Annotated in this window: 21 protein-coding genes; 11 read left to right on the top strand and 10 right to left on the bottom strand. The window is 34.0% G+C overall.

Annotated features, from left to right (window positions below; all coding sequences use genetic code 11):
- Nucleotides 1-29 precede the first annotated feature (29 nt).
- Nucleotides 30-1,427 carry a peptidoglycan DD-metalloendopeptidase family protein gene (locus FC091_RS01210; protein ID WP_138432458.1) on the bottom strand — a complete coding sequence of 466 codons (1,398 nt, stop codon included), beginning with the start codon at nt 1,425-1,427 and terminating at the stop codon, nt 30-32.
- Between the two features lie 205 nt (nt 1,428-1,632).
- Between FC091_RS01210 and FC091_RS01205 the strand changes: the two genes are divergently transcribed.
- From FC091_RS01205 to FC091_RS15365, 6 genes are all read left to right on the top strand, one after another.
- Nucleotides 1,633-2,817: a PSP1 domain-containing protein gene (locus FC091_RS01205; RefSeq protein WP_138432457.1), complete on the top strand. Its 1,185-nt coding sequence runs from the start codon at nt 1,633-1,635 to the stop codon at nt 2,815-2,817.
- Nucleotides 2,801-3,304, top strand: coding sequence for a gliding motility lipoprotein GldH (locus FC091_RS01200; RefSeq protein ID WP_138432456.1), 504 nt, complete (start codon nt 2,801-2,803; stop codon nt 3,302-3,304). The genes FC091_RS01205 and FC091_RS01200 overlap by 17 nt, the downstream gene beginning before the upstream one ends.
- Nucleotides 3,305-3,309: 5 nt before the next feature.
- Entirely contained in the window at nt 3,310-5,670 is a 2,361-nt protein-coding gene (locus FC091_RS01195) for a penicillin-binding protein 1A (protein ID WP_138432455.1), read from the top strand.
- Between the two features lie 92 nt (nt 5,671-5,762).
- Nucleotides 5,763-6,464, top strand: coding sequence for a CoA transferase subunit A (locus tag FC091_RS01190; protein WP_138432454.1), 702 nt, complete (start codon nt 5,763-5,765; stop codon nt 6,462-6,464).
- A gap of 2 nt (nt 6,465-6,466) precedes the next feature.
- The gene (locus FC091_RS01185) at nt 6,467-7,120 is read left to right on the top strand and encodes a CoA transferase subunit B (RefSeq protein WP_138432453.1); all 654 of its coding nucleotides are present in this window, start codon (nt 6,467-6,469) and stop codon (nt 7,118-7,120) included.
- Nucleotides 7,121-7,364: 244 nt separating this feature from the next.
- Entirely contained in the window at nt 7,365-7,490 is a 126-nt protein-coding gene (locus FC091_RS15365) for a hypothetical protein (RefSeq protein WP_262708972.1), read from the top strand.
- Here FC091_RS15365 and FC091_RS01180 read toward each other — a convergent pair.
- Entirely contained in the window at nt 7,485-9,176 is a 1,692-nt protein-coding gene (locus FC091_RS01180) for an ABC transporter ATP-binding protein (protein WP_138432452.1), read from the bottom strand. The two genes, FC091_RS15365 and FC091_RS01180, sit on opposite strands and share 6 nt — an antisense overlap.
- Nucleotides 9,177-9,424: 248 nt before the next feature.
- Here FC091_RS01180 and FC091_RS01175 point away from each other — a divergent pair, with 248 nt between their 5' ends.
- Entirely contained in the window at nt 9,425-12,082 is a 2,658-nt protein-coding gene (locus FC091_RS01175; protein ID WP_246035777.1) for a M43 family zinc metalloprotease, read from the top strand.
- A 90-nt stretch (nt 12,083-12,172) separates the two neighbouring features.
- Here the strand turns inward: FC091_RS01175 and FC091_RS01170 are convergent, their stop codons facing one another.
- The 5 genes from FC091_RS01170 to FC091_RS01150 are packed head-to-tail and all read right to left on the bottom strand — an operon-like array spanning nt 12,173 to nt 16,156.
- A complete protein-coding gene (locus tag FC091_RS01170) occupies nt 12,173-12,886 on the bottom strand; it encodes a 3'-5' exonuclease (protein WP_138432450.1) in 714 nt (237 codons plus the stop codon).
- The gene (locus tag FC091_RS01165) at nt 12,883-14,037 is read right to left on the bottom strand and encodes a serine hydrolase domain-containing protein (RefSeq protein WP_138432449.1); all 1,155 of its coding nucleotides are present in this window, start codon (nt 14,035-14,037) and stop codon (nt 12,883-12,885) included. Before FC091_RS01165 ends, FC091_RS01170 begins: the two co-directional genes overlap by 4 nt.
- A 9-nt stretch (nt 14,038-14,046) precedes the next feature.
- Nucleotides 14,047-14,565: a DUF4442 domain-containing protein gene (locus tag FC091_RS01160; RefSeq protein ID WP_138432448.1), complete on the bottom strand. Its 519-nt coding sequence runs from the start codon at nt 14,563-14,565 to the stop codon at nt 14,047-14,049.
- Nucleotides 14,565-15,038 carry a methylated-DNA--[protein]-cysteine S-methyltransferase gene (locus FC091_RS01155; RefSeq protein ID WP_138432447.1) on the bottom strand — a complete coding sequence of 158 codons (474 nt, stop codon included), beginning with the start codon at nt 15,036-15,038 and terminating at the stop codon, nt 14,565-14,567. Before FC091_RS01155 ends, FC091_RS01160 begins: the two co-directional genes overlap by 1 nt.
- Nucleotides 15,038-16,156, bottom strand: a complete 1,119-nt coding sequence (locus tag FC091_RS01150) for a CNNM domain-containing protein (protein ID WP_138432446.1) — start codon at nt 16,154-16,156, stop codon at nt 15,038-15,040. The genes FC091_RS01155 and FC091_RS01150 overlap by 1 nt, the downstream gene beginning before the upstream one ends.
- Before the next feature lie 237 nt (nt 16,157-16,393).
- Here FC091_RS01150 and FC091_RS01145 point away from each other — a divergent pair, with 237 nt between their 5' ends.
- The 3 genes from FC091_RS01145 to FC091_RS01135 all read left to right on the top strand — a co-directional run bounded on the left by FC091_RS01145 (nt 16,394) and on the right by FC091_RS01135 (nt 21,060).
- Nucleotides 16,394-19,150: an MG2 domain-containing protein gene (locus tag FC091_RS01145; protein ID WP_138432445.1), complete on the top strand. Its 2,757-nt coding sequence runs from the start codon at nt 16,394-16,396 to the stop codon at nt 19,148-19,150.
- A gap of 217 nt (nt 19,151-19,367) precedes the next feature.
- On the top strand, nt 19,368-19,793 hold the full coding sequence (locus FC091_RS01140) for a hypothetical protein (RefSeq protein WP_138432444.1): 426 nt from the start codon (nt 19,368-19,370) through the stop codon (nt 19,791-19,793).
- Nucleotides 19,786-21,060 carry a hypothetical protein gene (locus tag FC091_RS01135; protein ID WP_138432443.1) on the top strand — a complete coding sequence of 425 codons (1,275 nt, stop codon included), beginning with the start codon at nt 19,786-19,788 and terminating at the stop codon, nt 21,058-21,060. The genes FC091_RS01140 and FC091_RS01135 overlap by 8 nt, the downstream gene beginning before the upstream one ends.
- 20 nt (nt 21,061-21,080) lie before the next feature.
- Here FC091_RS01135 and FC091_RS01130 read toward each other — a convergent pair whose 3' ends face one another.
- Nucleotides 21,081-21,461, bottom strand: coding sequence for a c-type cytochrome (locus FC091_RS01130; RefSeq protein WP_138432442.1), 381 nt, complete (start codon nt 21,459-21,461; stop codon nt 21,081-21,083).
- Nucleotides 21,462-21,547: 86 nt separating this feature from the next.
- Nucleotides 21,548-22,540 carry a porphobilinogen synthase gene (hemB, locus tag FC091_RS01125; RefSeq protein WP_138432441.1) on the bottom strand — a complete coding sequence of 331 codons (993 nt, stop codon included), beginning with the start codon at nt 22,538-22,540 and terminating at the stop codon, nt 21,548-21,550.
- A 77-nt stretch (nt 22,541-22,617) separates the two neighbouring features.
- Between hemB and FC091_RS01120 the strand changes: the two genes are divergently transcribed.
- The gene (locus tag FC091_RS01120; protein WP_171032432.1) at nt 22,618-25,254 is read left to right on the top strand and encodes a DEAD/DEAH box helicase family protein; all 2,637 of its coding nucleotides are present in this window, start codon (nt 22,618-22,620) and stop codon (nt 25,252-25,254) included.
- A gap of 2 nt (nt 25,255-25,256) precedes the next feature.
- Here FC091_RS01120 and hemF read toward each other — a convergent pair whose 3' ends face one another.
- Entirely contained in the window at nt 25,257-26,159 is a 903-nt protein-coding gene (gene hemF, locus FC091_RS15315; protein WP_246035798.1) for an oxygen-dependent coproporphyrinogen oxidase, read from the bottom strand.
- Nucleotides 26,160-26,364: the final 205 nt, after the last annotated feature.

Here is a 26,364-nt window from a genome sequence, read left to right as displayed (position 1 = left end):
AAGCACTTTTTCAATTTATAATATTTTACTTATTTCTTTATGAGTTTAATAGTTTTCTGCTCATTTTGTATACCATAAAGTGTCACAAAATACAATCCGTTAGACAAATGCGATAAGTTAACGTATTTTATACCTTCAGAATTATTTTCTTTTAGACTTAAAACAGACTTCCCTGAGACATCTACAATTTTCAGCTCTTCAATTTTAACAGTAGAATTAATGTCTACAATATCCTTAAAAGGATTCGGAAAAATGGAGGTGTTTTCTAAATTTGCTTCGTCAACACTTAGAGTTCCAACATTAAAAGTATGTGTTGTTGTTTCTCCCAAATAAGAGACTTCCCATTTCCATTCCCCTTCAATGTTTGGAAAAGCGTTCCATCTCCACCATGATAATTGATAATAGTCTGTTAAATCAAAATTCCAATTAAATAAATCAGTATTATCTGGCTTTATGATTCTAAGATTTAATGATGTGCCAGGTTCCTGATCTTTTAGAAAAACAGTAAAGAAAACCTGCTCATTCAGATTAAACTGATCGCTTAAGTTAGGGTTTTCAGTAGTCGGACATGTATTAAAAACGGGATCTGCTGTATGGGTAAGTGCTGCATTTACCGCAGGATTTAAATATGGTTTTTGAGATTGCCACCAAGAGTCCATATTCATTGTATTACAAGTACCAGTATAAGGATCTATTAATTGATTATAAGTATTATCGGTATGTACTTCAAAATGTAAATGAGGACCTGTTGAAACACCAGAGCTTCCCATAATGCCCAAAAATTCACCTTCTGCTACCATATCACCAATATTCTTAGTGGTCAAATAGCCATTTTTTAAATGACCATACCAAGCAATACTTCCATCACTATGTTGAATATACACCGCATTCCATGGAGTTGTCGTATTAAAATCACAACTACGGTCAAAATTTCCATCGCTTTTAGCAATTATTTGTCCTGGTGCGGCAGCAATTATCTCTGCTTGGTCATTATCCATAGCATACCATGAAAAAGGCCAAGAAAAAACATCGACACCTTGATGATTATAACCGTTTGTAGTGTCGTAAGTTTTTGTTCCGCAATCGTAGTCCGTAAGCTGGTTTGGTGTATTAGGATTGTGGTCAACATAATTGGAAATTCCCCAAATAGAGCTATAGTCTACATTTGATGCCTTCTGTACAGGCCATATAAAAAGAGGGTGGTTTCCTCTACTAGAATTAGAAAACGCTAAGTTGTTATTACGCTTTAATAATGCAATATTTTCGTTTAATTCTTTATAGATAGCATTACGTTGCTCAGAAGTTAAGCATTGTGAATTTTGTGTAGTTCTAACGAATTCTCCTCCGAAGACTTCAGAAGGTGCATTTTGAGAATAATTTAGGTTAAAGACTATAATAATAGCTAGTAAAGTAATTTTTGCTTTCATGATTTTTTAAGTGTTGGTTTATAACCATATCGGAAGGATAAAAAAATGTGAGCATGGTTTGAAAGGTAATTCTAAAAAAGAGTTTCCCACTTCTAAATACTAGCTATAGTTAACTAAAGAAATAATAGTATCTTTACTCTTTAATAATTTTATGAATCCTTTATTTAGACTTTAGATAGTCTAGATTCAATATATATAATTCTATATGGCTTGTAACAGTTGTGCAACTGGTAAAGATGGTCAGCCAAAAGGATGTAAAAACAATGGGACTTGTGGCACAGATAGCTGCAATAAACTCACAGTTTTTGACTGGTTGGCTAATATGTCGCTTCCAAACGGACAAGAACCTTTTATAGGTGTTGAGGTTCGTTTTAAAAACGGCAGAAAACAATACTATAAAAACACAGAAAATCTTACCCTGAGCATTGGAGACATTGTTGCTACCCAAGCAAAATCTGGTCACGATGTTGGTATGGTAACCTTAACCGGTGAATTGGTGCGTGTTCAGATGAAACGCAAAAAAATTGACATTGACGACCCAGAAAATGTCTTAAAAATTTACCGTAAAGCATCACAAAAAGACATCGATATTTGGTCGAGCTCTAGAGATAAGGAAGAACCAATGAAGGTTAAAGCACGTCAGTTTGCTATAGACCTTAATCTTAAAATGAAAATCTCTGATATCGAATATCAAGGAGATGGTAGTAAGGCCACGTTTTACTATACTGCAGAAGAACGCGTAGATTTTAGAGAGCTAATCAAGGTTTTTGCCAGAGAGTTTAAAACAAGGATTGAGATGCGTCAGGTTGGCTTTAGACAAGAGGCAGCAAGACTTGGAGGCATTGGTTCTTGTGGAAGAGAATTGTGTTGCTCTACCTGGTTAACAGATTTTAGATCCGTAAGTACTTCAGCTGCCAGATATCAACAACTATCCTTAAACCCATTAAAATTAGCTGGACAATGTGGTAAGCTTAAATGCTGTCTTAATTATGAGCTAGATGCCTATTTAGATGCTCTGAAGTCTTTTCCTAAAAACGATACAAAGTTATATACCGAAAAAGGAACTGCAGTTTGTCAGAAGACAGACATTTTTAAAGGCCTTATGTGGTATGCCTATGAAGGCGAATGGATGAACTGGCACGTTATTACTACCGAACAAGCCAATGAAATAATTGCAAAAAATAAGAAAAAGGAAAAAGTTCCAAGTCTTGAAGAATATGCAGCAGAACACTTACAAGACACTAAAACAGAATTTGAAAACGTTGTAGGTCAAGACAGTTTAACACGCTTCGATAATCCAAAATCGAAAAAGAAACGTAATAAGAATAGGAACAGAAACAAAAATCGTAATAGAAACCGCAATCAAAAACAAAATGCAAAGAAGAACTAATAGGTTGTTACTAGCACTTGTAAGTTTGTTTTTGGCAGCAAGTTGCGATTCTAACGCAGTGTTCGATGAGTATAAATCTGTTCCAAATAAATGGCATAAAGATTCTGTAGCAACCTTTAATTTTAAAGCACCAGACACTACCAATAATTATAATCTTTACGTCAATCTTAGAAATAATAACGATTATGTATTCAGTAATTTATTTCTCATCGTAGAGCTAAATTATCCAAACGGTAGAGCAGTAACGGATACTTTAGAATACAAAATGGCTGCGCCTAATGGAGAACTTTTAGGTTCAGGATTTACAGATATTAAAGAAAACAAGCTATGGTATAGAGGATATAAAGCTCCTTTTAAGTTTACTGAAAAAGGGGATTACAATGTAAATATCCAACACGCTATGCGAAAAAATGGAGAAGTTAACGGAGTTGAAAATTTAGAAGGCATTACAGATATTGGTTTTAGGGTAGAACAGGCTCAAAAATAAAGATTATGGCAAAAAAGAAAACATCAAAATCTAAAGCAGCGACAGTAGATTTTTCAAAGTATGTAAGATGGTTTTGGATGCTCTTTACAGGAGGATTACTAGCTGTAGTGCTATTGTTTCTTTTTGCCTCTTGGGGACTTTTGGGAGAAATGCCAGATCACACCAAATTAGAGAATCCTGAGACCAATTTAGCCACAGAAATTATTTCTTCAGATGGTGTTACTTTAGGTAAATTTTATTTTAACGATAACCGTACACCTGTCAGTTATGAAGATTTATCAAAAAATTTAATTGACGCTTTAATAGCAACTGAAGATATACGTTTTTATGATCATTCGGGTATTGATGGACGAGGAACGTTACGCGCCATTTTTAAGTTGGGAAGCGGTGGTGGAGCTAGTACAATTTCGCAACAGTTAGCAAAACAATTATTTACAGATCAGGTTTCAAAAAATAAAATTGAAAGAGGACTTCAAAAAGTAAGAGAGTGGATTATTGCTATTCGTTTGGAGCGACAATACACAAAAGAGGAAATCATTGCTCAATATTTTAATATCTATGACTTTGGAAATAATGGCGATGGAATACGTTCTGCGGCTAGGATTTATTTTGGCAAAGAGCCAAAAGATCTAGACCTAAAAGAATCTGCTATGTTGGTTGGGATGTTTAAAAACTCATCACTTTACAACCCAATGAGAAACCCAGTTGGTGTAAAAAATAGACGTAATGTGGTTTTATCTCAACTTCATAAATATGAGTATATCTCAGAGGAAGTTAAAGATTCATTACAAGCCACAGAGTTAGATTTAAACTACACGCCAGAAACACACAATCAAGGGATTGCTACATATTTTAGGGAGTATTTAAGAAGCTTCATGAAGGAATGGGTTAAAGAAGAATCCAATAGAAAGCCAGATGGAAGTAAATATGACATAACAAGTGATGGATTAAAGGTTTTCGTAACTATAGATTCACGCATGCAGAAACATGCCGAAGAAGCTGTTGCTCTGCACATGCCAAGACTGCAAGCAGAGTTTGACCACCAAAACACACCAGACAGAAATCCAACTGCACCATTTTTAGAATTAACAAAATCTGAAGTAAACGATTTACTCAAAGCAGGAATGCGAAGAGGTGAACGCTGGAGAATTTTAAAAAACCAAGGCAAATCTGATAAAGAAATCGAAGCTTCATTTCATAAACCTGTTGAAATGACAGTTTTTAAATGGTTAGACGGCCAGCCAAGTGAAGTTGATACCGTTATGAAACCAATAGATTCTATGCGATACTACAAGTCCTTTTTACGTCCTGGTATGATGTCTATGGATCCTTCTAATGGCCATGTAAAGGCTTGGGTTGGTGGTATGAACTATAAGCATTTTAAGTACGATATGGTTAAGCAAGGCAAGCGACAAGTTGGTTCTACATTTAAACCTTTTGTGTATGCTACCGCTATAGATCAGTTACAGGTTTCGCCTTGCGATTCTTTCCCAAGAACTCCAATTACTATCGAAGCCAATAAGTTTGGTAATCCAGAATCTTGGACAACCAAAAATTCAGATGGTAACTATTCAGGTAAACAAACCTTAAAAGATGCTTTAGCTAGTTCTACAAATACTATTACCGCACGCTTAATGAATGAAATTGGCCCACAACCTGTAGTAGAAATGGCGAAAAAATTAGGTGTAGAGCAAGATATCTTGCCAGTACCAGCAATAGCTTTGGGTACACCAGATATTAGTGTGTACGAAATGGTGGCTGCTTATTCTACTTTTGCTAATAAAGGTGTTTATAATAAGCCAGTAATGGTAACGCGTATTGAAGATAAAAACGGTACAGTACTTTATCAAGTAGCACCAGAAAGTAAAGATGTTCTGAGCGAAGAAGTGGCTTATGTTACTGTAAACCTCATGGAAGGGGTGACTCAAGCAGGTTCAGGAAGACGACTTAGACACAAAGGTTTTGATAAGTGGAATGCCATGTATAAAGAGATAATGACTGGCTATCCTTATGAATTAACCAATCCTATTGCTGGTAAAACAGGCACCACCCAGAACCAGAGTGATGGTTGGTTTATGGGAATGGTTCCAAATTTAGTAACAGGAGTTTGGGTTGGTGCAGAAGATAGAGCTGCTCATTTCAAATCAATTACATATGGACAAGGTGCATCTATGGCATTGCCAATTTGGGGACTATATATGAAAGCTTGTTATGCGGATGAATCACTCAATGTCTCCAAAGCTGAATTCGAAAAACCTTCAGAATTATTAATAAATATAGATTGCACTGCAAAAGATGAGGGAGATCTTAGTGATGATACTGATGATGAGACTAACGACGGAGAAATTGAAATAGATTTCGAATAAATACTCTATAGTCACACCCTTATTTATTTTACAAGAAACTATTAATTTATAGCATTGTTTCGTATTTTTCCAAAAGGAAAAAATATACAATCATGATTAATAAAAAAGTAGCTAATGTTACTGAAGCTTTGCAAGGTGTAAAGGACAATATGACTTTTATGTTTGGTGGTTTTGGCTTATCGGGTATTCCCGAAAATGCTATTGCACAACTTGTTAAGTTAAATGTAAAAGGCTTAACATGTATATCTAATAATGCAGGAGTTGACGACTTTGGTCTTGGATTATTACTTCAACAAAAACAAATAAAAAAAATGATTTCGTCGTATGTTGGTGAGAACGACGAATTTGAACGTCAAATGCTTTCAGGGGAACTCGAGGTAGAGTTAATTCCTCAAGGAACTTTAGCAGAACGCGCAAGAGCAGCACAAGCTGGTTTTCCTGCATTTTATACGCCTGCAGGTTATGGTACAGAGGTGGCAGAAGGGAAAGAGACAAGAGAGTTTAACGGTAAAATGTATGTGCTAGAACATGCTTTTAAAGCTGATTTTGGGTTTATTAAAGCGTGGAAAGGTGATGCTGCAGGTAACCTTATTTTTAAAGGTACAGCACGCAATTTTAATCCCAACATGTGTGGTGCAGCTAATATTACAGTTGCTGAGGTAGAAGAGCTCGTTCCTGTTGGAGAGTTAGATCCTAATCAAATACATATTCCTGGCATATTTGTGCAGCGGATTTTCCAAGGACCTCACTACGAAAAAAGAATAGAGCAACGAACCGTAAGACAAAGAAATTAGTTATGTTAGATAAAAACGGAATAGCAAAGCGAATTGCAAAAGAAGTAAAGGATGGTTATTATGTAAACCTCGGTATTGGTATACCAACTTTAGTAGCCAATTTCGTAAGAGATGACATAGAAGTTGAGTTTCAAAGTGAGAATGGTGTTTTAGGAATGGGACCGTTTCCTTTTGAAGGTGAAGAAGATGCTGATATTATAAATGCAGGAAAACAAACCATTACAACATTACCAGGAGCCTCGTTTTTTGACTCTGCGATGAGCTTTTCAATGATTAGAGGTCAGCATGTTGATTTAACTATTCTTGGCGCAATGGAAGTTGCTGAGAATGGGGATATTGCCAATTGGAAAATACCAGGTAAAATGGTAAAAGGTATGGGAGGTGCTATGGATTTGGTAGCAAGTGCCGAAAACATAATTGTTGCAATGATGCATACCAATAGAGCGGGTGCCTCAAAACTCTTAAAATCGTGCAGCTTACCATTAACAGGTGTTGGTTGTGTTAAGAAAATAGTAACTAACTTGGCTGTAATTGAGGTTACACCAAAAGGTTTTAAGTTGTTAGAACGTGCACCTGGTGTAACTGTGGACGACATAAAAAATGCTACTGAAGGACACTTAATTGTTGAAGGTGAAATACCTGAAATGTCCACGTAATATATCCTAAGTGTGAAATTACATCTTGCCACATAATGCTATGTGGCTTTTTTGTAGGAAAAATAGGCGAAATAGACTACAAATGTTAAAATTGTATGTATTTAATCGATTTATATTGTATTTTAACTGAAATATTCAAAAATAATTAGATATTAGCAATCCCAAATCAACAACTAAATTAACCCCAATTTACCATAAACTTAATTTATAGATTTTGCCCCAAATCTAGCATAAACTAAAGCTTATGAAAACTAAACCAAATCTACCAGAACCTACTTTAAACGAAAACGTTATGTTTTCAAACTTAAAAAACACTATGAGAGTAATTTCAGGTGTTTTAAAGTTAACTAAGAAAATATTCATGCTATAACCCTTTTGGGATAGCATGAATTAATTTTTTAGTATATTTTTTTTCAGGAGAATTGTAAATCTTATCTGCATCTCCAATCTCTTCAATTTTACCTTTATTCATTACCAATAATTGGTCTGCCATGTATTTAACTACAGCAAGATCATGAGATATAAAGATATAGGTAAATCCAAACAGAGATTTTAAATCATTCAATAGATTAAGTACTTGTGCTTGTACAGAAATATCTAAAGCAGAAACCGATTCGTCGCAAACAATAAGCTGAGGTTGTAGCGCTATGGTTCTGGCGATACCAACACGCTGTCTTTGTCCTCCTGAAAATTCATGAGGATACTTATAAAAGCTTGAAGTCTCTAGACCAACTTTTTTTAAAATATCTAAGACTCTTTCTTTTCTATCTTCAAAAGCATTACCAATGTTATGCACTTTCATAGGTTCCATTATAGCATTCCCAACGGTCATTCTTGGATTTAGTGATGCAAATGGATCTTGGAATATAATTTGAATATCTTTTCTTAATGCTCTAAGCTCTGTCTTACTTAAATTTGTAATGTCTTGTCCTTTATATTTAATAATACCTGAAGTTGCTTTATCTAATTGAAGTATTGCATTGCCCAAAGTAGATTTGCCACAACCAGACTCACCAACCAAACCAATTGTTTCACCAGGAAATACTTTAAAGCTAACACCATCTACTGCTTTAAATGCTATCTCTTTTGAAAACAACCCTTTTTTTGAAAGGTAAACTTTTTCAACATCGATAATTTCAAGTAAAGGTTCCTGAGCGTATAATTTTTTATGATTGGCTCTTCTATCTTCTTTTGAGATTATGTCTTCATTAATTTCACCACTCATAAAGTCCGAAATTGTAGGTAGTTTTTTAAGTCTGTAATCAGCTGAAGGTCTTGCGTTTATTAATGCTTTGGTATAATTATGTGTTGGTTGGTTAAAAATTGAAATAGTATCACCTTGTTCAACTATTTCGCCTTTGTACATTACTATAACTCTGTCTGCAAGTTCCGAGACAAGAGATAAATCATGAGATATAAACAGAACACTCATTTTCGTTTCCTTTTGTATCTCTTTTAGAAGTAATAAAATATCCTTTTGTACTGTAACATCAAGAGCTGTTGTAGGTTCGTCAGCAATAAGGATTTTTGGTTTACAAGCAATAGCCATGGCAATCATAACACGTTGCTTTTGCCCACCAGAAATCTCATGTGGATAGGACTTATAAATTCGTTTGGGATTTGGTAATTTTACCTTTTCAAATAGTTCTAAAATTTCGTTTTTAATTTCTGAAGCAGATAATGTAGTATGCTGTTTTAAAATTTCTTCAGCCTGATTACCACATCGCATCGAAGGATTTAAAGAACTCATAGGCTCTTGAAAAATCATCGCAATTTGATTGCCTCGTATTTTTTGAAAATCTTTTTCAGATGTATCCGTTAAACTTTTTTCCTTAAAGTGGATACTACCAGAAGTTATCTTCAGCACATGTTTTGGCAATAAACCCATTATAGCAAGAGAAGATACTGATTTACCTGAGCCAGACTCACCAACAATAGCTACAATCTCATTTTCAAAAATATCATAAGATATATTGTTAATGATTTTATGTTCATGATTAGACTTAAATGCGGAAATATTCAAGCCGTTTACACTCAGAATTTTTTTGTTCGCCATAAGTAAATGTAGTCATTTTCTTCAGACGCCTTACGGTAAAAACGTAATATTTTTTAAAGTGGATGTATTTCATCGAAAACGTTTTCGTTGAATTTTTGTTTTAACAAAATTTTAATAGTTTCATTTAAATTTTAACAAAAAAATCATTAATTATTTAAACATTTTACATGAAAAACAAGATTACATTAGTTTTTATGTGCTTCTTATTTTTTGGAAGCTTGTTGGCCCAACAAAGGGAATGTTCAACTATGCAAAATTTAGAATATCGAAAACAGCTTGATCCTAGCTTAGAAAATAGGATGCAAGAAATTGAGCAATATACTCAGGCTAAAATTTCTCAAATGACACAGAACAGAATTGATGGTAATATTATTACCATACCTGTTGTTGTACATGTTATTTATAGCAATGCTAACGAAAATATTAGCGACGCACAGATTTTATCTCAAATACAAGTCTTAAATGATGACTTTAGAAGATTAAATTCTGATGCAGATAATACTTGGTCTCAGGCAGCTGACACAGAAATACAGTTTTGTATGGCGACAGTGGACCCAAGTGGGAATGTTACAAACGGAATTACAAGAAAATCATCTACAAGAACATCTTGGGGAACCAATGACGCTATGAAAAGTTCTTCGCAAGGTGGTGTTGATCCATGGAACACATCAGAATACCTAAATATGTGGGTTTGTAATATTGGAGGTGGAATTTTGGGTTATGCTCAGTTCCCAGGCGGAAGCGCATCTACTGATGGTGTTGTAATGAGTCCTCAGTATTTTGGTAGTAGTGATGGTGGTTCAGGGTTTTATTTATCAGCTCCTTTTGATAAGGGTAGAACGACAACACATGAAGTAGGTCATTTCTTAAACCTAAGACATATTTGGGGAGATGGCGCTTGTGGTGCTGATGATTTTGTAAGTGACACTCCAACTTCTGATGCTGCAAATTATGGTTGTGCAACAGGACACGTTTCTTGTGGAACTACTGATATGGTTCAAAACTATATGGATTATAGTGATGACTCTTGTATGAACCTATTTACGCAGGGACAAAAAGACAGAATGCGTGCTATTTTAGAGCCAGGCGGTGTAAGAAGAAGTCTAGCGTTATCTGATAAATGTAGTGGAGGAGGAACAACTCCAACATGTTCAGACGGTATCCAAAATGGTGATGAAACTGGTGTTGACTGTGGTGGTTCATGCGCTCCATGTCAAACAGGATGTAACGATAATTTAGTTAATGTTTCTATTACATTTGATAATTACCCTGAAGAAACATCTTGGTCAGTAACTAACGATTCTGGTCAAACAGTAGCTTCAGGTGGAACTTATGGTTCTCAGCCAGACGGCTCTACAATCAGTGAGGATTTATGTTTACCGGATGGTTGTTACACATTTACAATAAACGATGCATATGGTGATGGTATTTGTTGTTCTTACGGAAATGGTTCTTACTCAGTAACAGACGCTTCGGGTTCTTTAGCTTCAGGTGGTTCTTTTGGTAGTTCAGAAGCAACTCAATTCTGTGTTGGCGGAGGTGCTGCACCTACCTGCGACGACGGTATTCAAAATGGTGATGAAACAGGTGTTGATTGTGGAGGTTCTTGTGCACCTTGTGTTGTACCTTCAAATTGTACTTCTACTGTGACATCATTTCCTTATTCTGAAAGTTTTGAGTCTGGTGATGGATGGACACAAGCAAGTGGAGATGATGGTGATTGGATAAATGATTCTAATGGTACACCTTCTTCTAATACAGGACCAAGTTCTGGTGCAGATGGTTCTTTTTATATGTTCTTAGAAGCATCTACAAATGGAAGTGCAGGACAAATAGGTGCAAATGCTACAGCTATTTTAGAAAGCCCTTGTTTTGATCTTTCAAATGAGTCACAAGCTACATTTAGTTTCCAAAATCATATGTATGGTACAAGTGTAGGTTCAATAACTTTACAAGTATCTCTCGATGAAGGCGACACATGGTCTACCTTATGGTCATTATCTGGTAACCAAGGTAATCAGTGGAATTCAGAGTCTATAGATTTAAGTTCTTATGTAGGTCAGGTTGTAAGTTTACGTTTTGTTGGTACAACAGGCTCTAGCTGGTCTAGTGATATTGCTATAGACGACCTACAATTAAGTACAGATGGTTCTGGTGGAGGAACAGAGTGCGATACTATAAACTTTAATGATTACACGCTTAACTCGTTCTCTAATCAAGATAATAATGGTGCAAACTCTATTGGTAGTGGAGGCGCATCACTTACATTAACTAATAACACTTGGAAGTATATTGATTTCCCTTACACCGTAACAGCTAATACCGTGATAGAATTAGAGTTTAGCAGTACATCAGAAGGAGAAATACATGGAATAGGATTTGAAAATGATAATTCATTAACGTCTTCATTCTATTTTAAATTCTATGGAACACAGAATTATGGTGTTACTAACTATGATAACTATACGAGTGGTACAACTACTTATGTAATACCTGTTGGTGATTCTTACACAGGAACAATGGATAGACTTGTATTTATTAATGACAATGATGCTGGCTCTGGTAATACCTCTACATTCTCTAATGTTAAGGTTTACGAAACTTCTTGTTCTGGTACTAGAAAGGTAGAGTTTGGAACTAGAGCAGATATTTTAGGTGATGAAGATGAATTGACATTAGCGTCACTTACAATTTACCCTAACCCAGTTAAAAATGTCTTACATTTAAGTCTTAATGGTAATGGAGATATTGAGACGTCGTACAGTATTGTAAATATGCTTGGACAAACAGTGCTAAGAGGAAATGCTGTTAGAGAAATAAATGTAGAGTCACTTACTCAAGGTGTTTATTTCATTGAAGTTAGCGCTGGTGATGAAGTAATTTCTAAAAAGTTCATTAAACAGTAGTTCTTCTTCTTTGTAAATAATGATAAAGTCCAAACAATTTTGTTTGGACTTTATTTTTTTTATCACATCTCTTTTATTAAAAATACACTATTAAATATGTTTTATTTCAGTCTTGTGAAGTAAATCGTCTCCTCGCAACCTTAAGAAAACCTGTGCTACAGCTACAGTGTCTTTTTCACAATAGGTAATAATGCGATCAATATCATTTTTCTCGTAATATACGCGGTAAACTTCACTACCATCTATATCATCTTTTGGTGAAGGAATGCCCAATACATTAGTTAATAGTTTAAGAGAAGTATAAGTTTTATAATCTCCGAATTTCCATAACTCCAAAGTATCAAGATGAGGTACTTCCCAAGGTTTTTTCCCGAAAAGATTGAGTTTGTATGGCAATTCTATATTATGAATAATCATACGTCTTGCAATGTATGGAAAGTCAAACTCCTTACCATTATGCGCACAAAGCAAATGTTTATTCTGACTGAAATGAGAAATAACAAGGTTTTTAAAATCTTTCAGGATTTTATCTTCTTCACCATAAAAGGAAGTCACTCTAAAATTTCGGATATCACCTTCCATTTTAAAATAACCTACAGAAATACAGATGATTTTACCAAACTCTGCCCAAATGCCTGCTCTGTTATAAAACTCTTCTGCGGAAAACTCTTCTTTACGTTGATATCTAGATTTAGCTTCCCAAAGACTTTGTTTGGTAGCATCTAGTTCTGAAAACTTTTCCGTCTCTGGAACGGTTTCAATATCTAAGAACAATATGTTTTCTAGATTGAGTTTTGAGATCATAAGCCTAACATTTCATAAGCCTCATCAATATATAAACTAATATCATAGGTAAAGGCACCAATACCAGCGTCTGGCGATTTTTGGTGTCCAAGTCTAACAATAATAATATTATCCTCTGGTTGTACAATAACGTATTGCCCAAGGTGCCCACGCATCATCTTAAAGCTTTTGCCATTAACATCTTTCATCCACCAACCGTAACCGTATTCTGGACTTTCTGAAAAACGAGGAGTAATGGATTTGGCAACAAATGCAGAGTCTAATATTTGTTTACCATTCCACTTGCCATGGTCTTTATATAGCTTTCCAAAACGTGCAAAATCTTTAGCATTTCCGGCTATACAGCAGTAGGCTTTTACCAAATCATGATCTTCACTATCAACTTGCCAAAGCACATCATTTTCGCTTCCAAGAGGCTTCCAGAAGCTTTCTTCCAAGTATTTGTACAGTTTTTTACCGGTTGCTTTTTCAATTACCATAGCAAGCATTTGTGTGTCACCACTAGCATATTTAAAGGCCTGTCCTGGTTCTTCAACAACTTTTAAGCCATTACTAACCTTTGCTAAATCGTCATCAAAATAAGCACGTGTTGTAATAGAAAATGGTGAATAATAGCGCTCATCCCAATTAGTACCAGAGGCCATGCTACTTAAATCGCCAACAGTCATTTTTGCTGCTTTACCTTCACAAAATGCAGGAAGAAAATCACAAATAGGTTGGTCTAAACTTTTTATGTAACCTTCCATAATAGCCTTGCCTAACATACCAGATACATAGCTTTTTGCCATTGAGAAGGAATTGGATTTAGAGTCTTCGCCAAAACCATCATAGTACTCTTCAAACCAAATGCTGTCATTTTTTATGATGACATAAGCAATTGTTCCCCAATCTTTGTTTGCTTTAGAAAGTTCATCAGTTGGTTTTACGGAATTGTAATCTTTGTGATGTGGCCATGGCTCCGGTTTATCACTCGCTTTAATTTCTTTATTATCAAAATACTGGTAGTCTTCTAAAAATGCTGTAGTATGTCCGTTTAAATAAATAGTTCTAACAGCTTTTAATAAATAATCTGTATCTGTTATGTAAAGTACAGCAACAGTTAGTCCAATAAGTATAACTAAAAATTTGAGTAGCTTTTTTAAGAATTTCATTTTGGAATATTAGGGTTTTTTACGGTTTTTTAGTTTTTCTTTATAAAACGACTTTTTAGCGATGTAAAGTGTTTTATTAAAAGTAGCAATTATATTTTGTTCCTCGTCTACCAAGTGCATGGTTTTTAAGAGGTCTATTTCATTCTCTTGAGCAACTCTAGTTTTGAGATCATCTATTTCCGTTTTTGAAAAATTAAATTCACCATATATTGTTGATTTAGCAGGCCTCTTGTATCTGGCTTCAACAGCTTTGTCCCAAACTACATAATCATTTCCTAGGATTTGTATAAGCTGAATCATATAAATAGGGTCAGTGGCAGAGAGCATGCTTCCACCAAAAATGGTACCTGCATAATTTCTGTTTTTCCAGTTGAGTTTTATTCTAATTTTTACAAAATGTAAATCGTCACTTACCTCAATGAGTTTAGCAGTAGTCCTGCGATACATTGGCGACCAGTTAAAACCATATTTATAAATGGTAGATATTTTAAAAAAACGTTTTAAAAATTCGGTACCAGATTTATACATTAAAAAAGTGTTTGTTGTTTGTATTCACTTTCGTGATTTAGTAGCCATCGTTTTCTATGTAAACCACCAGCATAACCTGTTAGACTTCCGTCTGTACCGATAACGCGATGGCAAGGTACAATTATCCATAGCGGATTTTTACCATTAGCACTCGCTGCAGCGCGTATGGTCTTTGCATCTCCAAGTTGTTTGGCTAGCTCTAAGTAAGAAATGGTTTTTCCGTAAGGAATTGTTTTTAGTTGGTTCCAAACTTTTTTCTGAAAATCTGTGCCTTCAGGATTTAATTTTAAATCGAAAGTTGTAAGCTGATTGTTGAAATACGCTTTAAGTTGAGATACACAATCTAATAGAGATTCAGGAATACTATCAGAAGTATTTTCAGGCTTGTCTATTATTGAAACAGAAGAAATACCATCTTGGTCACCACAAATTTTAGTATAACCAATGGGTGTTTCAATAAAATAAGTATCCATTAATTTTCAGGGTTATCGTTTTCTATAAGACCTAAGCGTTTTGCTCTACTTTCCCAACTTTTTCTAGCGAGCATTTGTAAATCGGAAACGTTATCGCTTTCATCCATAATCTCTAGTCCTAGAAGTGTTTCAATAACGTCTTCCATAGTTACTATACCGCTTACAGAGCCATACTCGTCTACTACTAAAGCCATATGGTTACGGCTTTCAACAAGTTGTTCAAACAATGTTGGAATAGGAAGACTTCGGTTTACAATAATAATACTTCGCTTTATTTCAGACAGTAATTTATCTCCATTCCCCAATCCCATTTCTTTGAAGACCTCGTCCTTTAAAACTAAACCAGTGATATTATCTGAGTTTTCTGTGTAAACAGGAATTCTTGAAAAACGTATGTTAGAGTTAGCCTCAAAAAAGTCTCTAACTTTCATGGTTTCGTTTTCAGTTTTTAAAACGGTACGCGGAGTCATTATGTCTTTGGCTTGTACTTCTTTAAAGTTGAGCAGGTTTTTAATGACTTTGCTTTCACTTTCTTCAAAAACTCCTTCCTCGTGAGCAATATCTGCCATAGCTACAAAACCTTCTCTGCTTAATACACTACCATGACCTTTGCCACCTATTAGTTTTGTGGTTAATTGTAATACCCATAAAATGCCTGTCCATTTTAACGGAAAAATTAAAACATTTAGTGCCTTTGCTGTAAAATTGGCAAGTTGTTTCCAGAAGGTTGCACCAATTGTTTTAGGGATAATTTCTGATGCTACCAGAATAAGAATAGTCATTACAGTAGAGACTAAACCAACCATTACATCTTCGGTAAATTCTATACCAAGAATACTTCTTTTAGTATTGCCATATAATTCTGTATAAGCCACTTTAGCTTGTACACCAACCAATATTGCACCAACTGTGTGCGCAATAGTATTTAGGGTTAGTATTGCAATTAACGGACGATCTACGTCTTTTTTAAGTTCTTCAAGCTCAGTTGCATAAGCTTTGCCTTCTTTCTTTTTTACATTAATAAACGTTGGTGTAATACTTAGCAACACTGCCTCAAGAATAGAACACAGAAAAGAAAAGAAAATAGAAATGATGGCGTAAAATATGAGTAAGCCCATTAATGTATTAAAATTTTAGTTAGTGCTAAATTACAAAATCAATTTTACAACATCTTTGACAATTTTATGTGCTTTCAAAATAAACTAATAAAAGTTTGAAACTAAAAGAATTTAAAGAACTTTACTTCGGTATTAATACTCCTAAGTGTTTTTATTTACTCTTATGATATAGTGTTAGAAATACAGTAACTCTATTTTATTTGAAAATTGATTATCTTACATATCAAATGCTTTGCGATGAAACAAAAAATAGCATTATTCTTTGTTGTATTTTCAATTTTGTACAGTAGTGGACAGGTGTTTAATGATATTACCAAGCCCTCATTATCTAGAACTAGCTTAGCCGAAAAGATTTATTTGCAAGTAGATAATACACTTTATCAGACGGGTGAGACTGTTTGGTATAAAGCTGTAGTTGTAAAATCGTATGACAACAGCTTATCGGATCTTAGTGGTATTTTACATGTAGATTTAATAGATGCTAATGAAAATATTATTCAAAGTCAATTGCTGAAATTGGTTAATGGAGCCTCTAATGGATCTTTTGTTTTAGAGAATAGTTACAAACCAGGAAAGTATCGAATAAGAGCCTACACATATTGGAATCGAAATTTTGAGGAAGATTTTATGTTTTCCAAAGCTATTGAGGTTGTTAACCTACAAGAAGATATCAAAAGACAAAAAGCAATTATAAATGTAGTTGTTGGTACAGGTAACTATAAATCAATACAAGCAGATATTAACCCTAAAATCTTAAATAAAGATTTTAAAGGGGAGTTAAAAGTTTGTTTGGAAACGGCAACAACCATCGACTCACTTACATTAGAACAAAATGAAGAAGGCATTTATAAATTAGACCATATATTACCTGAAACAGTAACTAAAGCTGAAATAAAATTAAAGGTTAAGTCGAAGAATAAATTCATTGATACAGGAGATGATATTTATACAGAAACCATTATTGTCGATAATGATTATGTAGACCTTCAATTTTTTCCAGAAGGCGGAAAACTAGTTAGTGGTTTATTAAGTACAGTTGGCTTTAAGGCTTTAGATTACAATGGTTTGGGTTATCAAGTAAATGGAGTTATAAAAGATAACAACAACGTAGAGATTACCTCATTTAGAAGTAATGCTTTGGGTATGGGAACTTTTAAATTACAACCCAAAGCAGGAATGTCCTACTATGCATTGATAAAAAAGGACGAGACGACTTACAAATATAGTTTACCGAATGTATACTTTAAAAGTAGTGTTATAACAATTGTCGACCTACAAGATCAATTGAGGCTGTCTGTTTCTTCAAAAAATGAAGAATCAAAATACCTAATTATTGATGTGTCATCTCGTAGTGTAAAATACCAGCGATTTAGGTTTGATAAAACAAGTAATATAAACACAGCTATTCCCAAAGAATCACTTCCAGATGGTATTATAAAGATTACTGTTCGTAATGATAAAGACCAGATATTGTGCGAACGTCTGGTTTTTAATAATAGGGACGAACAACGCTTATACATAAGCTTAAGCTCAGATAAAACCAATTATTCGCAACGCGAGAAAGTTAGGGTCCAAGTAGGTTTAGATAGTATTTATGTCAATAAAGGAACAACTATTTCGGCATTGGTAATTAATAAAAAAAGACGAGATGCTTCAGAAAAACATACTTCTAATATTTTAGCACATTTATTGTTGAACTCTGAGTTAAAAGGATTTATTGAATATCCAGATTACTATTTTGAAAACTCTAATAGAACTAGAAAATTAGACTTAGATGCGTTATTGCTTACTCAAGGTTGGAGAAACTATATTTATGAGAATGAAAAGCCTCTGGTTTCATTTACCTTTAAGCCAGAAAAACACTTACAATTATCAGGTACTATTGGTGAGTACTTTAATCCCAATAAAAGGCCTAATAAGCCTTTAGATATTAATCTCATGGTGTCTGGTGACAACAATCCAATATTTTACAATGAAGAAATAGCATCAACTGGTCACTATTCTTTCCAAATAGATGATATTTATAAAACTACTTCCGAGTATTTTATGCAAGTGGTTGACAAAAAGGGGAAACCAATAGACTTTAAAATAAATGTAGACAAAAAATGGTTTCCTGCTGTAACACAAAAGAAGTATAACTTTAAAATTTTAGCTAATATACAACAAAGCATCACTAAAGAAATAGAGGCAGCAAATAAAGCAATTAAAGATTTTGAAGACACTTATAGCAATACTGTTGCATTGCGAGAAGTAAATGTAAAAGGTTATAAATTAACCCCAAAGCGAGAAGAGTTTATAGAAAAACATGGGGAACCAACAAAAGTTATTAATGGCAAAGATTTAGTTGAAAAAGCGCCAAAATGGAATTTTGGAGTCTTAAGTGTAATTAGATCAAAGTTTCCTGATAAGGTAATGATTATTGACGAGGGTCCACCACATAGCCAATTTCTAAGACCAGTTGTAAGAGGTACAGAATATGCAGGTGGTTTTACATATGTGTTGGTTGATAATATTCCTGTGGCCATCCGAGAGTATCCTTTTATTCAAAGCATTCCTGTAGAAGAAGTAGAAAGTATAGATATTTTAGAATCTCCAAGAAATAAGAATAAATATTGCGATGAGGTCCTAAGGGCACATACGTGTCCAACTTATGTAGCTCTTATAAATATTTACACAAAATCTGGTAATGGAATCAATGGTATTGTTAAGACAAAAGGAGCAAAAATAGATGTCATTAAAGGATTTTCAAAATCAGTAGACTTTTATGCTCCAAATTATGACACCCTATCTAACCAAGATTGGGTAATACCAGACAATAGAAGCGTCATCCACTGGGAACCAGATATTAAATTAAACGATGAGGGTAAATATTATTTAGAATTTTATAATGATGATTATATAGGTGAGGTTTCCGTGATTGTTGAAGCAATTTCTAAGGATGGTAAAATAGGTTATGTTGAAAAAACCTATACAGTGAAAGAAGCGGAACGCTAGTATATAGTCATAAAAAACACAAAATCTATTTTTCACTTTAAATAATAGTATACATTTTTGTAACTTTAAACTTAATATACCTGTAATTGGGTATTTATCTCCCTTCCCTTTAGACCTAATTTGGTAGCATAATTTAATTTTTGAAAAAATAATGTGTTTTAAAAAGTTGAAGTCTTGAGAATACATTATTGATTTTATTTAAAATACTTAAGAAGTAATGGAAACTTTTAAAACGAAACTAAATGACAATCTGATAAAAATTAATTTATCAATCAATACAGACGCTTTAATTGATGGGCCAAATGGCGTATATATATCAATTTATCGTCCAGATAGTCCAAGAAAATGGCGAAAAGTTAAAGTCTATGTTAATGACCAAGACCAATTTGAGGCTATAATTACCAAAAAGCGTTTGGTCGCAAGACCCATTATTAAAATAAGAATAAGTCTTATAGTAGATGATTTAAATCTTAAAGAACAAATAGCTGAAACAACTGAAATTGATTATCATCTTAACGATACTAATGACCCAACAAAAGCTGAATTATATGAATCAAAATATGATGATGACTTTAATATGGGAAGTTCAAATGACCAGACATTTAACGTGGTTAAAAAAATAAAAGTAATTTTTGATGACTAGAATAAAATATACACTGGTATTTTGCTTTTGTGGCTTATTATTGGCCGCACAAGAGCAAGCGTCTATTAATAGTTTTAATTTTGAAAGCACTAGCAATCCTGCTTTTAGTTTGTTAGAAGAGACACCGACCCAGATAAACACACCAGATAATATTAGAGCCCTTGGTGTATATTTATCAAATGGATTTTCTAATAATAATATTGCAGTAGAAGTAAATCCATATTGGTTAGTTGACTTAAAAAGGCAGCGATCCTATGAGCGTTTTAGAGGGATTAAAACAAATAAAAAAGGGGAATTCTACATCGACCCATTTATAGGTATAAAAACTAATACATCAATATCTATGGGCTACTTAGATAAAAAGTTTGAGGGATTCGATGACGAAAAAAAAGTAGCTGCTCTAGGGTTAAGAACTACGCTTTTACAATTTTATAATTCAAATAGATTACAAAAGATTCAGGGTTCAATTAAAAAAATTGAAGAAGGTGTACAAAAACCTTTAAATCAACTTTTTGAAGAATTTCTAATAGCAAGTGATTTGAATCTGCCTGCTTCTGGTTCTTGTGAATCTATCGATGAAAGCTACTCAGAAAAGATACATGAAGAAGCAGATGCAATGTTAGATAGAATTTTTGAAGAACAGGATCCAGACGATCCTGATGAGATTGCGGAAAAAGGTATGCAAATTCTACTTGCAATGAATGTTAGCAAGAAGGAAGATATAACTAAAGAATTTGTAGTTGCTGAGTATTTAGAGGAAAGATGTAACCTAATAGAATATTTTGTTGCTAACAACGCAAAAGCAGTAAAGCCTATCTTTAGATTAGATGCAGCCTTAGGTTATAGTATTTTATTTAAAGAAAATGAATTTAACGCTTCCACTGCCAATAGATTTGGTAGTTGGTTTACAGCAGACTTTGCAGTTAAATTTAACGACCAAGATTATTTACACATCTACGGAATAAGTAGATATATAGATAATGGGTTTAATATAAATTCAGAAGGCATGTATTTTGAAGAAGATTTCTGGGATGTTGGTGGAAAGCTAGAATTTGAGCTTAAAAAGATAAAATTTTCTTACGAATATCTAAGAAGAACCAATGGTGATAATAAATTTAGATCGGTAGGTAATATTACCTATCAGCTCAATAAAAAAATTAATATTACTGGAGGTTTTGGTAAAGATTTTCAAGTAGAAGACAATCTTGTCACGATTCTCGGAATAAATTGGGGACTAGATATAGGTGAAGGGTTGTTTTCAAACTAAAGCCCAATAAAGATAATGAATCATTGTGTATACTTCAGCAGGTTAGAAGCTTCCTCATAAGTCAAATTTGGGAAGTTTACACAAACGTTATTATACCCCTTACTTTTAATTAAGGTTTTATTACCATGAAGGAATTTTATAATTGTTAAAGTATCATATTTCTTACCTATCTCACGTAGTGCAGGACCTGTCATGTCTCGATCTAACTTATGGCATGCAGCACAATTGGCATTAAAGATTTGCTTGCCTTCATAAGCATTTTCAGATAGATTTGTTGTTCCACAAAATGGCTCAAAATCTTTTACACCACAAACTTGAGGTTGTAGTGTTTTTAAGGAAATAAACAAAACTCCTAAGCCTCCAATAATTATAATTAATGCTATAGAGGCAAACCGTTTCAAGTTTTATTGTATTAATTTCACAACATCCTTAGCAACCCTTCGACTACGCTCAGGATGACATAAGTTTAATTAATTTAGAATTTCGTCTAAGAATTTAAAATTCTGACAACATCTTTAGCGAAATAAGAAGCTATAATATCAGCACCAGCTCGCTTAATAGATGTAACTTGCTCTAGCATTACAGCATCATGGTCTAACCAACCTTTTTCTGCAGCAGCTTTAAGCATAGCATATTCACCTGATACTTGGTAAACAGCTAAAGGTACATCAAAAGTGTTTTTAATATCTCTTACAATATCCAAGTAGCAAAGTCCTGGTTTTACCATAACAATATCTGCTCCTTCGTTAATATCCATTTCAGTTTCTCTAAGCGCTTCTTCACGATTAGCAAAATCCATTTGATACGTCTTTTTATCCTTTGGTACATCTATCATATCTACAGGTGCAGAATCTAAAGCATCTCTAAAAGGCCCATAAAAAGCTGAGGCATATTTTGCAGAATAACTCATTATGCCAACATCTAAAAAGTTAGATTGGTCCAAGCCTTCTCTAATGCCTAGAATACGACCATCCATCATATCGCTTGGTGCTACAAAATTGGCGCCAGCTTCAGCATGAGAAAGACTCATTTCGGCTAAAACTTCAACGGTAGCGTCATTGATAATTTTTCCATTTTCTACAATACCATCGTGTCCATAAGATGAAAATGGATCTAAAGCCACATCTGTCATTACCAACATGTCTGGGCAAACGGCTTTTACGGTTTGTATAGCGCGTTGCATCAAACCATTTGGGTTTAATGCTTCAGTACCTTTATTGTCTTTTAATTTATCATCAACTTTTACGAATAATAAAACCGATTTTAACCCTAAACTCCAAAGTGTTTTTACTTCGTCTTTAAGTAAGTCCAAACTAAAACGATAGTAATTAGGCATAGAAGCAATTTCTTCCTTTACACCATTGCCTTCAACCACAAAAAGCGGTACCAAAAAATCGTTTGGCGTTATGTAGTTTTCTCTAACTAAACTTCTAATTGCTTCGCTTGTTCTTAATCTTCGGTTTCTTCGTATTGGGAACATAATTGTAAATCTGAATATAAAAGTGAATATGCTTATTTTTAGCAAATACAAAGTTAATCAATATAACCCATTTAAGAGTGTCAGAACGTCTCAGTCTTTTAGAATTTCAATTTCCTTGGCGAAGCTACCAAAAGCAACTATTAGATAATTTTGAGACACACATTTCAGATCAGCATTTTCATGTTATTGCACCACCTGGTTCTGGTAAAACAATTTTAGGTATTGAAATCTTAAGGCGAATAGGAAAAAAGACGCTTGTGCTTGCACCAACATTAACCATTAGAGATCAATGGCAAGATAGATTACAGTCGTTTTTTACAGATAACAAGGCGTTTGAAGCCTTTTCGTTTGATGTAAAAGATCCAAGCGATATCACATTCTCTACCTATCAGTCTCTGCATTCATTTTACAAATCATTTGAGGATAAAACGGACTTTCTTGAATTTTTTAAAACGCACAATATTGAAACACTCGTTTTAGACGAGGCACATCATTTAAAAAATGCGTGGTGGAATTGTTTGATCGCTCTAAAAAAGAGCAAATCGTATTTTATTGTAGCACTAACAGCAACACCACCTTACGATAGTTCGAGTTTAGAGGTAAGTAAATATTTTACACTCTGTGGTGATGTAGATGATGAAATCTCAGTACCAAATCTTATAAGGGAAAAGGATTTGAGTCCACATCAAGATTTTGTTTATTTCTCAAAACCATACGATTCTGAATTGTATCACATTCAAGAATATAGAGATAATATTGAAACGCTAAAAGCAGATTTGTTAAGCGATGAGACGTTTATTTCGCTTATTGAAAATCATCGCTTTTACACTAATCCAGAAGATTATGAAGATGCAATTTATGCCAATACCACGTTTTTTTCATCACTTCTTATAACGCTTAATGCAGTTAATATTCCTGTAGATAATTATAGATTGAGCATTTTAGGATTGAGTAAAACAGATAATGTTAGTTTCCCAAACTTAGATATTGAATGGTTAGAAATTTTGTTGCAAAACCTTTTAGTTGAAGACAGAGAGCAACTTGAAGATTATGAAGAATATCTTTCAAAGCTCGGAAAACAATTAAGACAACTTAATCTTTTAGAAAAAAACAAGGTTAATTTATCAGGTAATGATACAGTTTACAAATCATTGGCTTTTAGTCCTAGTAAGCTTGAAAGTATTGTAGAAATTGTAAACTCAGAACGACTATCACTTAAAGATGATTTACGCTGTGTGGTGTTAACGGACTATGTTCGGAAAGAATTCTTAAACACTTCAGATCAGGATTTTGAGCAAATTAATAAGATAGGTGTTGTTCCTATTTTTCATTATCTGAGAACAAGCTCTGTAGATAACACGGATTTGGCTGTACTTACAGGTACTATTGTTGTAATTCACTACTCTAAAATGCACGCTATTGAAGCCTATGGCAATGAAAATTCGTATGTGTTTACAACCTTAAAAGGAGACGATAATTTTGTCTTAGTTACAGGATCTGATAAAGCGAGAAAAGCCCTTGTAGGTATTGTAACCAAACTTTTTGAAGATGGTGTTTTTAAAGTTTTAATAGGCACAAAAGCCTTGCTTGGCGAAGGTTGGGATGCACCATCTATAAACAGTTTAATATTGGCTTCTTTTGTTGGGTCTTTTGTGTCGTCTAACCAAATGCGAGGAAGAGCCATTAGAAGAGATGCAAATAATCCTCAAAAAACCAGTAATATCTGGCATTTAGCTTGCATTGATCCTACGGATGAATATGGAGGAAAAGAGTTAGAATTATTAAAGCGAAGGTTTGAAGCCTTTGTTGGTATTACCAATACAAAATTACCATACATCACAAATGGTTTTGAACGTTTGGGTATCCCAAATGAAATATCTGTGCAAGATTTAGAGACTTTAAATGCATCAAGTGTAACCAATTCTGTAGGAAGAGCACAGACCTTTGTGAATTGGAAAAATTCAATAGGTGAAGGCAATAAATTAACCAGACAAGTACAACTTCAAGATTTTAAAACACCGCAGTTTAATGCACAACGACAGTTCTATTTTGCAAAAGCATCGCAGTTAATCATCATCGAAATAGTTTTAGTTTTAGTAGTATTCTTTTTCGGTAGTATTTTGTTAGCATTCAATCTTACAGCTCCGCCAAAGGTTATTTCAGGATTAAAGATTATTGGTTGTATTGCTTTGGCATACTTTGGCTATAAACTTTACAAGGCTACAGTTTACTACTTAAGACATGGTTTTTTACATAGAAAAATAAAGAATATGGGATTAACAATTGTAGATACTATGGATGAGATGCAACTTTTAAATACAGATCGAAACAGGATTAAAGTCTACACGCACAAATTAGTCTCTAATGCTGTGGTTTGTAATTTAAAAGGTGCTAGTAATTATGAAGAAGCCTTTTTTGTTAAGACATTAACTGAACTTTTAGAGCCAGTGATATCTCCGAGATATATAATTATCAACACCAATTTTTTTAAAAAGGGATTTAATATTGAAAATTTCTATCCAGTTCCAGAAGTGTTTGGTAAAAACAAAGAGGATGCGCAGTGCTTTCTGAAGCATTGGGTAAAACATATGGGAAAAACCAAACTGGTTTACACAAGACAACCTGAAGGTAGACGATTGCTATTAAAAGCCAGATTATTCCACAGGTCTAATGAACTAAAAAATAATTTAGATACTTCTACAGTTTGGCAGTAGAACTAAACCCACTCTTTAGGATTTTTTAAAACATCAATCAGTTTTTCTTCCTCACTTCCTTTTTCAGGATGATGGTCGTAAACCCATTGCACGTGTGGTGGTAAACTCATTAAAATACTTTCAATTCTACCATTTGTTTTAAGTCCGAAAAGTGTGCCTTTGTCGTGTACTAAATTAAATTCCACATAACGACCACGTCTAATTTCTTGCCAGTCGCGTTGTTCTTGAGTGTATGGCAAATCTTTACGCTTTTCAACAATTGGAACATAAGCTTCTAAGAAGCTATCACCAACTTCAGTGACGAAATCGTACCAGTTTTCCATGGTCATCTCATTAGTTGCTTTACAATAATCGAAAAATAAACCACCTATGCCTCGAGCTTCATTGCGGTGCGCATTATGGAAGTACTCATCGCAACGTGCTTTGTATTTTGGGTAGAAGTCTGTGTTGTGCTTATCACAAGCTGTTTTACAAGTTTGATGAAAATGTTTTGCATCTTCTTCAAACAAATAATAAGGTGTTAAATCTTGTCCACCACCAAACCATTGATCTACAATATTGCCGTCTTGGTCGTACATTTCAAAATAGCGCCAATTAGCATGTACGGTTGGTACCATAGGATTTTTTGGATGTAAGACCAAACTCAATCCACAGGCAAAAAAATCAGCATCTTTAACACCAAAATAGGCTTGCATACTTTTTGGTAACGCACCATGAACAGCAGAAATATTAACTCCGCCTTTTTCAAATACATTGCCGTTTTCTATCACACGAGTTCTGCCACCACCTCCTTCTGGTCGTTTCCAAAGATCTTCTTGAAATTTTGCTTTGCCATCAATAGCTTCAAGTTTAGAGGTTATGGTATCTTGTAATTCTTGTATGTAGTTGTAAAATTTTTCTTTCATAGACCTTGCAGGTTTTTCAAACCTAGCAGGTCTTGCGCTTTCTTCGTTATCGATTTGAGTGTCAAAATCAGACATAATTGTTTGATGCGTGTATTTAAAATTATCTGAGTTATCAAATAGAGTTATAATGTAGTCTCTAGATGCTTTAGAAATAAAATCTAAGTTTGATATATAAGAGTTATATGATGAAAATTTATAATCTTCA

The organism is Winogradskyella algicola, from assembly GCF_005869935.1.
Classification (GTDB): Bacteria; Bacteroidota; Bacteroidia; order Flavobacteriales; family Flavobacteriaceae; genus Winogradskyella; species Winogradskyella algicola.
This window is presented reverse-complemented; position numbering and strand designations above follow the sequence as displayed.